The organism is Rhodohalobacter sulfatireducens (assembly GCF_022012475.1).
GTDB classification, from domain to species: domain Bacteria; phylum Bacteroidota; class Rhodothermia; order Balneolales; family Balneolaceae; genus Rhodohalobacter; species Rhodohalobacter sulfatireducens.
On record NZ_JAKLWS010000013.1, the window covers coordinates 60779 to 76724 of the forward strand.

The 15946-nt window shown below is 41.6% G+C and carries 11 protein-coding genes; 5 read left to right on the forward strand and 6 right to left on the reverse strand.

All coding sequences use genetic code 11. The annotated features are described in order from the left end of the window. Window positions 1-123: 123 nt before the first annotated feature. The 3 genes from L6773_RS11485 to L6773_RS11495 all read right to left on the reverse strand — a co-directional run bounded on the left by L6773_RS11485 (window position 124) and on the right by L6773_RS11495 (window position 2537). Window positions 124-741: a hypothetical protein gene (locus L6773_RS11485; protein WP_237854563.1), complete on the reverse strand. Its 618-nt coding sequence runs from the start codon at window positions 739-741 to the stop codon at window positions 124-126. Between the two features lie 99 nt (window positions 742-840). Further along, the gene (locus tag L6773_RS11490) at window positions 841-1257 is read right to left on the reverse strand and encodes a hypothetical protein (protein ID WP_237854564.1); all 417 of its coding nucleotides are present in this window, start codon (window positions 1255-1257) and stop codon (window positions 841-843) included. 14 nt (window positions 1258-1271) lie between these two features. Further along, window positions 1272-2537 carry a DUF7305 domain-containing protein gene (locus L6773_RS11495; RefSeq protein ID WP_237854565.1) on the reverse strand — a complete coding sequence of 422 codons (1266 nt, stop codon included), beginning with the start codon at window positions 2535-2537 and terminating at the stop codon, window positions 1272-1274. A gap of 509 nt (window positions 2538-3046) precedes the next feature. Here L6773_RS11495 and L6773_RS11500 point away from each other — a divergent pair. The 3 genes from L6773_RS11500 to ade all read left to right on the forward strand — a co-directional run bounded on the left by L6773_RS11500 (window position 3047) and on the right by ade (window position 6273). Further along, a complete protein-coding gene (locus tag L6773_RS11500; RefSeq protein WP_237854566.1) occupies window positions 3047-3574 on the forward strand; it encodes a class I SAM-dependent methyltransferase in 528 nt (175 codons plus the stop codon). A 571-nt stretch (window positions 3575-4145) separates the two neighbouring features. Next, on the forward strand, window positions 4146-4649 hold the full coding sequence (locus L6773_RS11505) for an OsmC family protein (RefSeq protein ID WP_237854567.1): 504 nt from the start codon (window positions 4146-4148) through the stop codon (window positions 4647-4649). A 7-nt stretch (window positions 4650-4656) separates the two neighbouring features. Next, window positions 4657-6273, forward strand: a complete 1617-nt coding sequence (gene ade, locus L6773_RS11510; RefSeq protein WP_237854568.1) for an adenine deaminase — start codon at window positions 4657-4659, stop codon at window positions 6271-6273. Between the two features lie 443 nt (window positions 6274-6716). Here the strand turns inward: ade and L6773_RS11515 are convergent, their stop codons facing one another. The 3 genes from L6773_RS11515 to atpD form a co-directional block, all read right to left on the reverse strand. After that, window positions 6717-9284, reverse strand: coding sequence for a zinc-dependent metalloprotease (locus L6773_RS11515; protein ID WP_237854569.1), 2568 nt, complete (start codon window positions 9282-9284; stop codon window positions 6717-6719). A 197-nt stretch (window positions 9285-9481) separates the two neighbouring features. After that, complete coding sequence (gene atpC, locus L6773_RS11520; RefSeq protein WP_237854570.1) at window positions 9482-9880, reverse strand: ATP synthase F1 subunit epsilon; 399 nt, start codon at window positions 9878-9880, stop codon at window positions 9482-9484. A 14-nt stretch (window positions 9881-9894) separates the two neighbouring features. Next, the gene (atpD, locus tag L6773_RS11525) at window positions 9895-11382 is read right to left on the reverse strand and encodes a F0F1 ATP synthase subunit beta (RefSeq protein ID WP_237854571.1); all 1488 of its coding nucleotides are present in this window, start codon (window positions 11380-11382) and stop codon (window positions 9895-9897) included. Between the two features lie 459 nt (window positions 11383-11841). On the opposite strand from atpD, the gene rsmB reads away from it, so the two are divergent. Together rsmB and L6773_RS11535 are read left to right on the forward strand one after the other, a co-directional pair. Beyond that, window positions 11842-13161: a 16S rRNA (cytosine(967)-C(5))-methyltransferase RsmB gene (rsmB, locus tag L6773_RS11530; protein WP_237854572.1), complete on the forward strand. Its 1320-nt coding sequence runs from the start codon at window positions 11842-11844 to the stop codon at window positions 13159-13161. 91 nt (window positions 13162-13252) lie between these two features. Further along, window positions 13253-15940, forward strand: a complete 2688-nt coding sequence (locus L6773_RS11535) for a valine--tRNA ligase (protein WP_237854573.1) — start codon at window positions 13253-13255, stop codon at window positions 15938-15940. Window positions 15941-15946: the final 6 nt, after the last annotated feature.

Sequence of the window (15946 nt, forward strand, 5' to 3'; positions counted from 1 at the left end):
TCTGAGTAGTGTTTGTTTATTACTTTCAAATTTGGTTAGTGTAAGTACCGGATTTAAAGCTTTTCAAATAACAACTATTCTTCTTTGTGATACTTCACTTCAAGTTCAAAAATATTCCCGGTTTTAGCATCCGGGTGGACGTGTCCACGGTGGCCCTGTGCAATCCAGTTCCTCTCCATCATCATTTTCTCCAGATCCTCCAGAATTACCACCGTTATCTTCACCTCCACTATTATCATTCCCACCACCAGAACCAGAACCGCCTGAACCTCCAGACCCCGGAGGCCCTCCTGTAATAGATAGCCGATGTACATTTCTCAGATAAATCTCATTTTCCGCAAACGCTCTAACCGTTTCTACATCTCCACGTGTAGAGGCATGATGATCCGGATCACTCTCCGTCTCAATTTCAATATTTAAGTAATAAGGAATTGGTTCACCCACAGGTTTTCTTTCCAGGTCAAACATCAAAGATGAGAGGCTCGACGGGTATCTGATTGTATCTGGAGTTGAGGGTGAGACACTGCTCTTACTGATGATTTCGAGGTTCTTTCCAGATCGCTGGATGGTAATAGTATCAGTTGTTACACTTACAAATGTTAAAACTGAATCCGGAGTTGCAGGATCTGCGGGATTTACTATTTGATTGGCCATTTTCAGCTCTTCCTGGATCACCCGAGAGGTAACTTCGGCAAAAGTCTGCATGTTGGTGGTAAGCTGATTATCAAGTGATGTTTCCATGATAAAAGAATTCAACTGGAACACTACAATAACTAGCAGACCCACTATAATTGGCGGAATAATAAAATCAAGTTGAATACCCATACTCTCTCCTAACAATTAATTTAAATTCACCACACCCGTTCTAAGCTCGGCTTTCATTTCAAGAGAATTATCAACCTCTTCATAAACTCTTATTGTAGCCCATCTACCATTCTGTCCATGGTCTAATTCTACCTCGTTTGATAGTTCAACCGTTGCGTGAAAAACTCGTCCAACCTGAGATGTATCTGTTCTTCGTGAACTGGGATCCGTTTCATCATCCAATCCCCCAAGCTGAGCATCCAATTGACTATACTTATAAGCATAGGATTGAACCTCCTCACTCAGATCTCGCCCAAAGTTTACTGCATCGTTCATCATTTGCATATCAACTGTTGTCTCTACAGAACTCACATACATACGTTGTATATTGAGTGAGATATATCCCAGCAAAACCAGTGAAGCTAACGTTAAGAATATTTGACCGGTTGACATCTATTTTTCTCTTCTTAATTCCAATACGTAACTGAGAACGTGGGTGCGCCTCCACCATTGCCATCTAAGTCAGGTAAATCTGTATCTAAATTTTCTTCATAAACCCATGTTCCACCAGTTGATCTATAACTATCTGAAACAACAAAGCCTCTTAAATTTCCACCCCCCTTAAATTGCACATAAGCATTTGGAGCATAAAAAGCACTAACACCTTCAAACCCTCCTGCTACCTCAAGATCATCACCGCCAGATATTAGATTCCCTTTAAATTTACTGCCTCCGGTAAACTTTGCATCAGCACTCTCTATATAAAGGTTCCCATTAAAATACTGGCCCCCAGCGAGCCTAAACTCATTGGAGCCTCCATAATATGTCATTAGTTGACTTGTTTCACCATTACAAGGAGAAGCACTCCACTGAGCATTACAGTTTAGTGAACTTCCTGCACCAAAATTGATATCGTTATAAACATATAATTCAACTTTTCCGGTTCCCACAAAATTTATATGCCCATTCTTAACATCAAGATTGCCAACATAAATTTTCCTGTTTTGATCACCTACGTGAATATTCATACTCCGATTTTGATTTACAGAAATTTCAGGTATGTAATATCCGGTGTATTGATTGGCGTAAAAATCAGTCGGATCATTCCACTTTTCAGTTTCGAATGAAGAACCTGTAGGTAAAACGGGTAAATCTGGAAAATCTGGTAATTCATATTCATAAGGTGTATCCAATGCAAAAACTTCCCCTTGAACTCCACCATGCCAGTTGGGTTTATTAACAATATCATCCGGATTGCCTCCGGGGCCTATTGCCAAATTGCCTGTTATCCCTGCTCCGCCGTTCATGGATACTGCACCGGGACTTGCACTATTCGTTGAAGCATTCCCCTGGATAGTACCGCTGCCTGACAAGGTAATATCTTCTTCTGCGTGAACAGCCGTATCAATTGGAGGCCAGACAAAACCTCCACCGGTAGTTTTAACCAAACCAATCCTCACTTGGTAAACTGATTCTTCAAACCTTCCGGTAGATCGAATTGTCAACAACGTATCTCCTTGATTTGTTGTCGTAACATTGTATTCACCATGCATCTCCACCCAGTCTTCAAAATCACTCGAAGAAGGATATGAATAGGTGCTATCGGGGTCAGGGTTGAAAGGACTTCCACTTGGGTCGCTTCGAATATCATTTATAGCAACCATCGCAGCACTTTGTGCAATATTGTATGCCTGATTTTCACTGTGTGTTTGTACAGTCCTGGTATTTGACATAAATACAGCATTCCGCAACGCGCTCGAATAAGTCAGCATGGAAAAGATAAGAGCCGAAACGATAAAAATGGCGTATTTACCCATAAAAGCCTCTATCTATTAAATAGAATAGTTGTTTTCTTACTCTAATTGATTGTTATTATCTGTGTTAGTAAGAACATTTTAAAAAATTGTACCTTTTCATTAATGAACATCACCCCAAGTTAGTCCCTAATATTAAAAAAAGTTAACATAAATAACTAATTCTATTAAAATGTACGACTTTTTTAATCTATTTAATCATTATTTCTTTTTAAACAATCAATAAATGAATTATATGTTGATTTCATTTAAACTTCCTGATGAGTCCATTTTCAAATAGATACGAAGAATCTTTTTTAATAGATGAACTTTTTTCAAAAATGTTAAAATGTACTCTTTGTAGTAGCTCAGATACACATCATCTTCATACTAATAATCTTTACAATTATCACATTTGCCGAGTTTGTGATCTTGTTTTTGTAGATCCCATGGAACGTCTGGATCCGTCGAGTGAGAAACAACGTTACGATCAGCACGAAAATGACCCGGAAGATGAAGACTACAGAGATTTTTTAAGCCAACTCTTCATTCCGCTCATTAATAAGTTAAAACCACAAAGTTACGGTCTGGATTACGGCGCCGGCCCCGGTCCTACACTCAGTGTTATGTTAGAGGAGGCCGGACAATCTATGGAAATTTATGACCCTTTCTATGCAAATAAACCGACAGTCCTCGGAAAGAGATACGACTTTATTACATCAACAGAGACGGTGGAACATTTCTACAATCCTGCAGTGGAGTTTGAACAGCTCTGGCCTTTGCTAAAGTCAGGTGGATATTTCGGTATCATGACACTCTTAAGACCGGAAGATGAAACCTTCTCAGAATGGCACTACACGCATGATGAAACGCATGTATCCTTCTACTCGAAGAAAACCTTTCGGTGGATTGCAGATTGGTTAAAAGCTGACCTTACATTCTATGGAGATCGAGTCATCATTCTGAAGAAGTTGTAAATCATAGTGATTTTACTCGTTGCGAAAGTCCCTGGTCAACGAAGCCTAACCTAAACAGTCTCCTTAGTTAAACCTTCAGTGATCGTAAGCGTTATTGATACTAAAACTTATTACAACAGGTTTGGCGTAGTTGACCTCCTTCGCAACTGCATAACGGAAGCTTCAGCTTCCTTTTTCATCCATCAAGCAGCATCGACAGAAAGCCATACCTGCATAATTATTAAGGAGAAGATCGAGCTTCATCATAACATTTCGAAACCGGAGCTTCGTAATGAGTAAAATTTAAACTGAGTTAACTATCCATTACCATTGGTTTCAACCAACGGATACGAATTCAGCCCCTACCTTCCTGGGTTTTAGCCCCATAATTATTGCTCAAACTCACTTCAGGATTTAATATTTCCGTGGATAAAAGTTAACCTACCTTTGTAGAATAGAATTATTTAACACGGTTACTTATCAACAAAAGAATTGTCCTTGAAGGTCCTTTAACCTATAAACGCGTTATTTTTATATGAGGTTAATTGTTTTTCCTCATACATTTTGAGAAATGTAAAACAACTTAATTTCTATGGATTCAAAAAAATTACGTGAGTTACAATCACCACTCAAAAAAGAGTATAAAGATCATCCCGATGCAGCCATGGTTACTTTAAAGGCTTCAGGTAAGTTGGAGGATGGAATTTCTTGTAAAATTGAAACCGGCCAGGCGATGGTTAAAGCCGGTCTACATCCAGCTACGGGGGGATCGGGAATGGCTGTCTGTTCCGGGGATATGCTCCTTGAAGCTCTTGTAGCTTGCGCCGGTGTAACTATGAACGCTGTTGCTACGGCTATCGAATGCCCTCTCGATGATGCAAAAATCACGGCCGAAGGCGATCTCGATTTTCGCGGCACATTAGGGGTTTCCAAAGAAGCACCGGTAGGCTTTAAAGAGATCCGACTTCATTTTGAGCTTGAAACGAATGCGACGGAAGACCAGATATCTTCACTTTTGAAATTGACTGAGAGATACTGTGTAGTCTATCAAACCCTGGTTTCCAAACCCACTATTACAATTACTCACAACAAATAGTTACTCCATGAAATCCATCAAGGGAAAAATTGTTGACCCGATCGATCGACGAATTTTCAACGGGGAGATTATAATTCAAGGTCAAATGATTGCAGATATTCGTGAACACGAATCCGTGCCGGATCAATATATCATGCCCGGGTTTGTTGATTCGCATATCCATATTGAAAGCTCGATGCTTGTCCCTTCTGAATTTGCAAAGATTGCTGTACGGCATGGAACGGTAGCCACGGTTTCTGACCCGCATGAAATTGCCAACGTCTGCGGTATAAAGGGCGTGGAGTATATGATTCGTAACGGTAATAAAGTTCCACTAAAATTCTATTTTGGGGCCCCATCCTGCGTTCCTGCAACTACATTCGAAACCTCCGGAGCAGAACTTGATAATGATGATGTAGCCGAGCTTCTGCAACGTGGTGAAATACACTATCTCTCGGAGATGATGAATTGGCCCGGTGTTTTAAATGATGACCCGGACGTACTGGCCAAAATCAAATCTGCACTGGAACTGGAAAAACCCGTTGATGGTCATGCCCCCGGACTGAAAGGGGACAAAGCTGAGAAGTACGCCTCTGCACAAATTTCCACCGATCACGAATGCTTTACAAAAGAGGAAGCGATTGATAAAATGAACGCCGGAATGCTTATTGCCATCCGTGAGGGAAGCGCTGCTAAGAATTATGAAGCGCTGGTAGAACTATTCGATAAATATCCGGAAAGGCTAATGTTTTGTTCCGATGACAAACACCCCGACGACCTAATCAAAGGACATATAAACAGATTGGTAAGCAGGACAATCAAACTAGGTTACAATCTGTTTGATATTCTCCATGCCGCTTGTGTACTGCCCGTACGCCATTACAATTTAGAAGTAGGCTTACTCCAGAAAAGCGATATGGCTGATTTTATTATTGTTGACAACCCGGATTCATTGAATATTAAACAGACATGGATTAACGGGGCTCCCGTTTTTCAAGATGACAAGGTTTTGTTTCCTGATATTGAAACCAAGCCAATCAATAATTTCAATGCTTATAATGTTAAGCCTTCAGATTTTATTCTGAGATCTGAAAATAAGGAGCAACCGGTTATTGTGGCGAAGGATGGTCAGTTGGTAACGGATAGAGAAACTGTTAGCCTGCAGGTCAATGGTGGTGTAATTCAAGCAGCTCCAAGTCGGGATATTTTAAAAATCGCCGTCGTGAATCGGTATGCAAAAGAACGTCCCGCAGTAGCCTTTATCAAGAATTTTGGAATTAAGAAAGGAGCTATTGCATCTTCTGTTGCTCATGATTCACATAATATCATTGCCGTTGGGTCTTCGGATCAATTATTGACCAGAGCTGTCAACCTGATCATGAAAAGTCGAGGAGGCATCTCGGCTGTTTCTGGTCATAAGGAGGAAATCCTGCCGCTACCTATTGCCGGACTCATGAGTGATCAACCCGGAGAAAACGTGGCAGCCCATTACGAAAAACTCACCAATATGGCTCACAAAATGGGCAGTAATCTTCACTCTCCTTTCATGCTGATCTCATTTATGGCTTTACTCGTCATCCCAAGCCTAAAACTCAGTGATAAGGGACTTTTTGATGGGAATACGTTTGAGTTTGTTGAGCAGTGATGAGAAGTGATTATTGGTAAGTATTGAATATTGAGCTTCTCTATTACCGTTTATTCTATTCCCTGCGTGATATTTCAAAGTCCCTCTTTTCGGGCTTTTGCCCAATTCGGACCTTAAATGTGGCTAAAGCCACTTGTTATAGAAGGTCCTCCCTCCGTCAGCTCAGGCTGACGGCAATAGATACTCGTTCTGCAATTATTTAGAGTTACCAAACTTATTTACTCATTCAATATCCATTACCGTTGGCTTCAGCCAATGGACTAAGAACGCCACTAGAAGACCGGGGGCTTTAGCCTTATTATATCTTTCTACTTCTCTCTTTTGTAAGAACCAGTATTACCTAATTCCTTGAAAATTCCGGGCAAATCAACCCAAAGAAAAGAAAAAGCCACTTCGGAATTAACCAAAGTGGCTGATCAAAATTTAAATATGTACGCAAAAAATTATGACTCAATCGCTTCATCAATCAGATAAGTGATATGCGCGGCGTGTGCCATCGTTTCATTATTAACGTTTCCTTTATCCTCCATCAACCCACGGATGTATTGCAGATTGTGCAATGCCGCAGATTTTGCCAGGTTATCATGTTGATCACTTTCTAATACGACTCCGAGGACTTTCACATATTCCACCTGTGCATTTTGTCTGAATGTATTCACGTTGCCACTTGCATCTGCATCAAAAATAGCACTTGTCAAATCACGAACTACATCCGCCGCAACATATGTGTTTCCATAGAGACGAGAATTTGTAATTCTCTTGATTGTACTTGGATGAAGAATATGAGTCATCACACCAACCTGCATTCCCAAAACTAAATCATGCACTTTGGGATCTTCAGTTTCGCCAAAAAAATCGAATCCCCGGCGTTGCTCCTGTAGATATTTATAAACTTCATGTGATTCTTCAAAAGCATCCGGAGCAAACAAGTGTTCCGACAACTGGCTCATGGCTTCTCGTTGTTTTTCTGCCGGAACCGGTGTGTAGGGTTGAGTTCCTCCCTCCTGCCCAATAAAAGCACGATCTCTATATACGCCACCAATTTGACGAGAAATTACGGTTGTTTGTCTTGCACGCTGACCCATAATCGAAATAAAAGCATTTCGTAATTCCTGGTACGACTGCCCCTCTATAGTTCCATATTTTTCAACCAAACCATCCAAAAGAGTTGAAATGAGTTGAATTCGATCTGCGGAGTATTCAACCGGATCACTGGAAAGATCTCTGACCATTACCCGCGGATCGATACCATTTCCGGATGAACGCATGTCGTCTGCATCGTTTCCAAAAGCAAGTTCAGGTTCTGTTGATCTTGAAAGGATCTCCTCTAATCGTGCATCTTCTGCTTCCGGATCATCTAAAGCAGGTGAGTATCCATATTCAATTGCCCAAACATCATATGGACCGGGTTGAAGATCATAGTATAAACTCTGGGCATCGTGATCGGAGTTTACATTAATGGAATGGTAGTCCATTACAGAACCACTCAAGCCGTTTTCTGCAGCAAATTCAGGATCGTTTATCTCTTCAGGTGAGTAAATCGAACTTGCCTGCATATTGTGATTCAAGCCTAAAGTATGTCCTACTTCATGAAGTATAAGTCGGGTCATAGCTTGTTTCTCAAGTCCATCTATATCCTCTTCACCGGCATCATCCAAAATTAATAATGCACTTGAAGCGAATTGCCTGTCTTCACTCAAATACTGACTGATGCTACAGTATCTCGGATCCATCGATTCATGCATATCAAAAAAATCAAATGATCCTGTAAAAAGATCGTCTGCCCTTGTATAACTCCGAAAAGCCGCCCACTCAAGCATAATATCCGCACCTAAAATTTCACCTGTTCTCGGATTCACAAAACTTGGTCCATAACCGCCAAAAGGAGGGTTCGGTGAAGAGGTCCAGCGAAGCACATTATAACGAACATCACCGGCATCCCAATCGGCAGAGTCGGGCTGAACTTTTACCTGGATGGCGTTTTTAAATCCGGCCTTCTCAAATGCTTCATTCCACGCAAGCGTAGCATTTTGTATCGTTTCTCTGAAACCTGTAGGTGTGGTATTCTCTATCCACCAAACAATAGGTTCAACAGGTTCTGATAGTTCAGCTTCCGGATCCTTCTTTACGAGGTTCCATCGATGTATCAGATCATGGTATGGAGTGGCACTTGTTGAAACCTGGTTATCTTTTTGGGTGATGAAATATCCCACTCTCGGATCATCGAAACGCGGCTTATAATTATTTTCCGGCATTTCAATAAATGTATGCTGGAATGTTACCGATACTGCTCTACCATCGGTAACTGCATCACTTGTGGAACCGGTCACATAGGGAGAATCATAAACATACTCAACGATAACATCTGTGTTTTCCGGATAGCTTCGAATTTCACTGTATTTACTTTTCTCGTTACTCAATCTCCCTAATGAAAATTCTCCGGGTCTCGATCGCGGATTTGGAGTTGGTTTAATCTGGCTTAAACTTTCAGATATAAATAGTGGATCCGCGTTGATTAACAGCTTACCGTTTTCTTTATCTTCTGCTTCAATTTCTGTTGAAAAAAGAACGGCATCCGAAATATTTGCTGCAGATGCCCGGCTTAAAGGACTCTCATTATCAAAATAAAAGCTATTGTTTACATGGACGAACTCAAGCTTATCGAAATAGCGGCGTACTTTTAAAATCTTGTTTTCTCGAAAAGCCCCCCTGAAATGCCCTGCATCTAAAACACCATTACTCGACATTCCGAAATAGATAAACTCTTGATCGATCTGATCTTCGTTTATTTGCAGTTTTACAGATCCATCGGTTGTATCCTGGTAAACGGTGAATAAACCATCGTAGGTCACAGAATTTTCAATAGCTTTATCAAATTCTGAGCTCACCTGCTGTTGTGTTGCAGAAGTGCTTGAAACACTGATTTTTTGGGTGTTTGAACAGGCAGATATCAACAGAAAAAGAAAAACGCCGAATACCACTTGTAGTGCATTTCGTGAAATTAAAGGCATAACAGTGTTTGCTTTGGTTGGTATTATTAATCTTAAAAACTATCGGCAATACAGAGAGTTGAATCTTCTGATATTGAATAAATTATTAAAGTGGCTAACGTCTCCTGATCTTTACTACTATTCTGACCTCAATACTACCTTCAAAAAAATAGAAAAGCCTGTACCGAAATCGATACAGGCTTCAAAAAAATTGTTAATTAGGATTCGGCAATTTTCAGCCGATTCTCTGCAATGGCCAGTTCAGTCTCAAGCTCCTCATTTCTGAAATCAAGCATATTACGTTTTTTCTTAATTTCATCGCGATATTTTAAAGCTTCTTCCCTGTTTATCTCAGTCGATTTTTCAGCTTTTTCAGCCAAAATTGTCAACTGGTTGTCGCTCATCTCTACGAATCCGCCGCTCACAGCAAAATTCAGTACTTTTTGATCTTCTTGCTTGATAGAGATCTTTCCAATACCAAGAGAGGAAACAATTGGAGCATGGTTATGAAGCATTTGAAAATTACCATTGCTGCCCGGTACCCGAACACTTTCAACCTGGCCGTCGAAACGTGATCCTTCTGGTGTTAAAAGTTGTGCTTGATAGGTTGTTGCCAATTTACTTCTCCTTTTTAAGCTTCAGCTTCAGCAAGAATTCTTTCTCCTTTTTCCTGGGCCTGGTCAATGGTTCCCACAAGGTGGAAAGCATTTTCAGGAAGGTCATCCAACTCACCGTCCAAAATCATGTTAAATCCTTTTATCGTATCTTCAATTTTCACGTATTCACCAGACTGACCGGTAAACTGTTCGGCAACGAAGAATGGTTGACTAAGGAACCGCTGCACACGTCGTGCCCGTGATACAACTAATTTGTCTTCGTCAGAAAGTTCATCCATTCCAAGAATGGCAATAATATCTTGTAAGTCTTTGTACTTCTGAAGAATTTCCTTGACTTCCTGGGCACAGTCGTAATGAGCTTCTCCTACAACTTTAGGATCCAAAATTCGTGATGTGGAATCCAGCGGATCCACAGCCGGATAGATACCGATCTGTGTCAACGCACGACTCAATACGGTCGTAGCATCCAAGTGAGAAAATGTTGTTGCAGGAGCAGGATCTGTCAAGTCATCGGCAGGTACGTAAATTGCCTGAACAGATGTAATCGAACCATTTTTAGTTGAAGTAATTCGCTCCTGCAAATCACCCATTTCAGTAGCAAGAGTTGGCTGGTATCCTACAGCAGACGGCATTCGTCCAAGAAGTGCAGATACCTCGGAGCCGGCCTGCGTAAATCGGAAAATATTGTCAATAAATAAGAGAATATCGCGGGATACTTCATCGCGGAAATACTCCGCAACAGTCAACCCGGATAACGCGACTCGTGCACGGGCACCCGGCGGTTCGTTCATCTGGCCAAATACAAGAGTTGCCTGGGAAGTGTTTAATACCTCATGATCAACTTTGGAAATATCCCATTCGCCTTCTTCCATCCCTTTCTTAAATTCGTCACCATAATTGATAACGCCTGATTCGATAAATTCACGAAGAAGATCGTTTCCTTCACGGGTTCGCTCACCCACACCGGCAAAAACTGAAAGTCCACCGTGTTGCTTCGCAATGTTATTAATTAACTCCTGGATCAATACGGTTTTACCAACACCGGCACCACCAAACAACCCAATTTTACCACCTTTAGCATATGGGCAGAGGAGATCAATAACTTTAATTCCGGTTTCCAGTATTTCACTGCTGGTCGCTAAATCTTCAAAAGCCGGGGCGTCACGGTGAATGGGATAAGATCGTTTTCCTTCCGGAGCTTCAATTCCGTCAATAGCTTCACCCACAACATTAAAAAGCCTGCCGCGAATATCCTCACCAACAGGCATGGATATCGGACCTTCGGTATCAATTACATCAGTTTTTCTGACGACACCGTCGGTTGAGTCCATCGCAATGGTGCGAACTCTATCTTCACCCAGATGCTGTGCAACCTCCAGGTATAACCTAGTACCATCTTCTCTTTCGATGTATAGGGCGTTTAAAATTCTTGGGAGTTGACCGTGGTCGAAATCAACGTCGACAACAGGGCCAATGACTTGTGCTACGGTTCCTTTATTCATTCAATTAGTCGTTTTTCAGCTTCTCAGCCGGGATAGATTATTTCGAATTTCCTGAGTTTTTTGTCACGAAAAACATCACTCATGACAGCTTCAAAATTTACCTCTTTCTACTTCAAAAATCAAAAAGTTTGGGTTGATTTTATCTGATCTTTCATTGTTAACCAGTGAATCTCAATAACCGTTTAGACCAGCTTGATTCCAACAAAATTCTTTCAGAACCTTTCTCAGGATACCTAATCCTTCACTCAATGATTCATAGTCTCCACCCGTAAACTAAACCTGTAAAACAAAATTCAACAATTGCACTGCAGATCCTGAACATCACCGTGAGATATTCTTATCACTGATTAGCAAAAAGACGATCAAACCTCTATATTTAAAACTGTTTTATTTTATAAATTTGGCTTCAAAAAAGCTGATTTTCGAGCGAATTCAAACATTTAAAAATTATAGACATAATTGGAAACTGAAGCTACTGCACGATCGGAAAGTATTGATATACTCTTAACCTTTGATGAGGATGGTACACTTGACTATTCAGAAGCGAACCATCTTGAGCCCAGGGAACGAGCACAGGTTCGGGAGTATGTGCAGAATATTCTAAGACGAAGAAGCTATCTCGATTTTATCATTAATGAGTTTTCGAGCATCAAGGTCGAGGAGATGAAGCCTCTACTTAAAAATATTTTGAGATTAGGCTTGTATGAACTGCTTTTCATGGACGGAACTCCCGATTACGCCTCCATTAACGAAGCGGTTGAAGTTGCAAAGTATAATCTTGGATCAAAATCCGGAGATCTGGTAAACGCTATTCTCAGAAATATTCAGCGTGATATTAACAACCTGCCCAAACCCGCTTTTAAAGACAGAACCAAACTTATTGCTACTACTTTCTCACATCCCGAGTGGATGGTTAAGCGCTGGGTAAAACGATATGGCGAACGCGAAGCCTTCAAATTGATGCAGGCTAACAATACCAGGCCTCATTATTATGTTCGCGTGAATAACCTGCGAACTAAAACAAAGAATTTTAAACTGAGGATGGACAAGCTGGATATCCCTTATAAAGAAAGTGACTGGCTACCCGGTTATTTTAAAGTGGATTCTGTAGCACCTTTTATCGCAAAAGATCTTTTAAAAAAGGGAATATGCCTTGTACAAGATATAGCGGCAGGTTTTGCTCCTACCATTGTTGAACCAATGCCCGGTGAAAACATTTTTGATATTTGTGCAGCACCCGGAACAAAAAGCATTGTGATGGCCGACATGATGGATGGGGAGGGATCTCTAACCGCCATAGATATTAATCCGGATCGATTGGAACTACTTGCCAGAAGTGCAATGGACTACCATGCCGAAAACATTAAAATTCGAAGAGCCGATGCCAGGGATCTTGACTTAAGACTGGCCGACGGTGTACTCCTCGATGCGCCTTGCACCGGAACTGGTGTTTTAAGCAAACGAGCTGATCTCCGGTGGAAACGAACCGAGAAAGATCTCCAGGACTGCATTAAACTTCAGGAGGAGTTGTTGGATGAAGCGGCTAATCATGTAAAAAGAGGTGGACGCCTTGTTTACAGTACATGCTCCATCGAACCGGAAGAAAATTGGGATCAAATCCAGAAATTCCTTGATAAGTACGACAACTTCGAGCTCGAACCCCTTGATGATTTTCTGCCTGAAAGTGTTCTGATTGAAGATGGACTGGCTTATCAAACTATACCCCATGTTCACCACTGTGACGGACATTTCGGAGTACGGTTAATTCGGGTAAAATAATTTTTTTAAAAAGCCGCCGAGGGCGCAGGGATACGCTGAGAATAATCTTAGCCTATCTCTGCGCTCTTTGCAGTTAAACAATAAATGATTTATGAGTAAAACACAGGATATCCCAAAACAATACGATCCTTCAACCACAGAAGAAAAGTGGTACAACTATTGGGAGGAGAACGACTATTTCCATTCTGAACCGGATAACCGCGAGTCTTATACCGTAGTGATCCCGCCTCCCAATGTAACAGGGGTCCTGCATATGGGGCATATGCTTAATAATACCATCCAGGATGTTCTGGTACGCCGCGCTCGCATGCTTGGCAAAAACACCTGCTGGGTTCCGGGAACAGACCATGCCTCGATTGCTACGGAAGCTAAAGTCGTTCAAAAGCTTCGGAAAGAAGGCATTACCAAGCGAGATCTCACCCGAAACGAATTTTTGAATCATGCCTGGGAGTGGACCGAAGAGCACGGTGGAATTATCTTGCAACAGCTGCGTAAGTTAGGTGCTTCGTGCGACTGGAAACGAACACGCTTTACGCTGGAAGATGAACTTTATGATATGGTCATCGACTGTTTCATTGAACTTTATGACCGGGGTTATATCTACCGCGGGCTTCGAATGGTGAACTGGGATCCCGCAGCTCAAACTGCTCTTAGTGATGAAGAGGTAATTCACAAAGAGGTACAATCTAAGTTCTATCACGTAAAATATCCCATTAAAGATTCCGATGATTTTGTAACGATCGCCACAACCCGGCCTGAAACCATTTTAGCTGACACGGCCGTCTGCGTAAATCCGGATGATGAGCGATACCGGGATCTGGTCGGTAAAACCGTAATTATACCGATTGTTAATCGCGAAGTACCGGTTATTGCAGATGAATATGTTGATCCGGAGTTTGGGACAGGTTGCCTGAAAATTACCCCCGCTCATGATCCGAATGATTATGAAATCGGGCAAAAGCATAATCTCGAGATCATCGACATGCTCAATCCCGATGGAACTCTTTCAGAAGACGCCGAGCACTATATTGGAAAGGATCGATTTGAGGTTCGCAAACTGATCACACATGATCTTGAAAAACAAGATTTACTGGTAAAAACCGAAGAGATGGCAAATAAAGTTGGTTATTCCGAACGTACCGACGTAGTGATTGAGCCCCGGCTCTCCCTCCAGTGGTTTTGTAAAATGGATGAACTGAGTAAACCCGCTCTTGAAAATGTTATGAATGACGAGGTCCAGTTTCATCCGGCCAAGTTCAAAAACAGTTACAAGCACTGGATGGAAAACATTCGCGACTGGTGTATTTCGCGCCAGCTCTGGTGGGGACATCGAATACCCGCATGGTACTTTGGCGATGGCGAGGAGGATTACGTAATCGCCAAGACTAAAGATGAAGCGATCGAAAAAGCCAAAGAAAAATCTGGCAATGAGTTATTGGAAGATGAAATCCGCCAGGATGAAGATGTCCTGGACACTTGGTTTTCCTCATGGTTATGGCCGATGTCTGTTTTTGATCCCGATTTTATTAAAAACAAAGAACCCAACAAAGAATTAAACTATTACTACCCAACACAAGATCTGGTAACCGCACCTGAAATTATGTTTTTCTGGGTGGCACGGATGATTATGGCCGGATACGCCTTTGCCGGTGAAAAACCGTTCAGCAATGTGTATTACCACGGAATTGTTCGGGACGAGAAGAGGCGTAAGATGTCGAAATCGCTCGGAAACTCTCCTGACCCGCTGGAACTCATTGATCAGTACGGAGCAGACGGAACTCGTGTGGGAATGCTTTTCGCCTCTCCTGCCGGTAATGATCTGTTGTTTGATGTGAGTCTATGTGAGCAGGGTCGAAATTTCTCCAATAAAATCTGGAATGCCTTTCGGTTCCTCACCATGAATATGGACGAGCATGAATCTTACAACCCTACCACGGAAATCGATCCGAAGAATCTTGCTGACAAATGGATGATGGGCCGCATTCAGACTACACTGGAAGCGATGGAGGAAGATTTTTCAAAATATCGCCTCAATGAAGCCCTTAAAAAAATATACTCGCTGGTTTGGGATGATTTCTGCGATTGGTATATCGAAGTTTGCAAAGCGGATCAGCCCGGAGAAAATATGCCAAAAGAGAATTTGGAACGGGCACTTGGTTTCTTTGAGATGCTGATGAAAATGCTTCATCCATTCACACCTTTCATTACGGAAGAGATCTGGCAAAGAATCCGGGACCGGTCTGAAGATGAAGCGTTGACCATCAGTTCGTGGCCTGAAATAACCGGTGAAACATTTAATGATTCAATCTCTCTCTTTAATACAGTTCAGTCACAGATTTCTGCGATTCGAAATATCCAGGCCGAGATGAATCTCTCGCCAAAAGCTGATTTGACAATCATCATCAAACCAAAAGATGAAGAACTTTCTGAAGAGCTGGCTTCAACCGAATGGATCTATCGAAAACTACTTGCAGTAGAAACGATTTCGTTCGATACAGATGCTGAAAAACCGGAAGCGTCGGCAGCATCGGTCGTTAACGGATCTGAAATCTATATTCCACTGAAGGGATTGATCGATCTGAAAAAAGAACGAGAACGAATTCAAAAAGAGATCGATCGTACGGAAGGTTTTCTTAAAAGTGTGGAGAAGAAACTGGCTAATGAGCAGTTTGTAGAAAACGCGCCGGATGCGGTTGTGGAAAAAGAGAGGAATAAAAAATCCGATGCGAAATCGAATTTGGAGAAACTGCGAAAGCAACTCACAGAGTTTGATGCATAAAAAAAA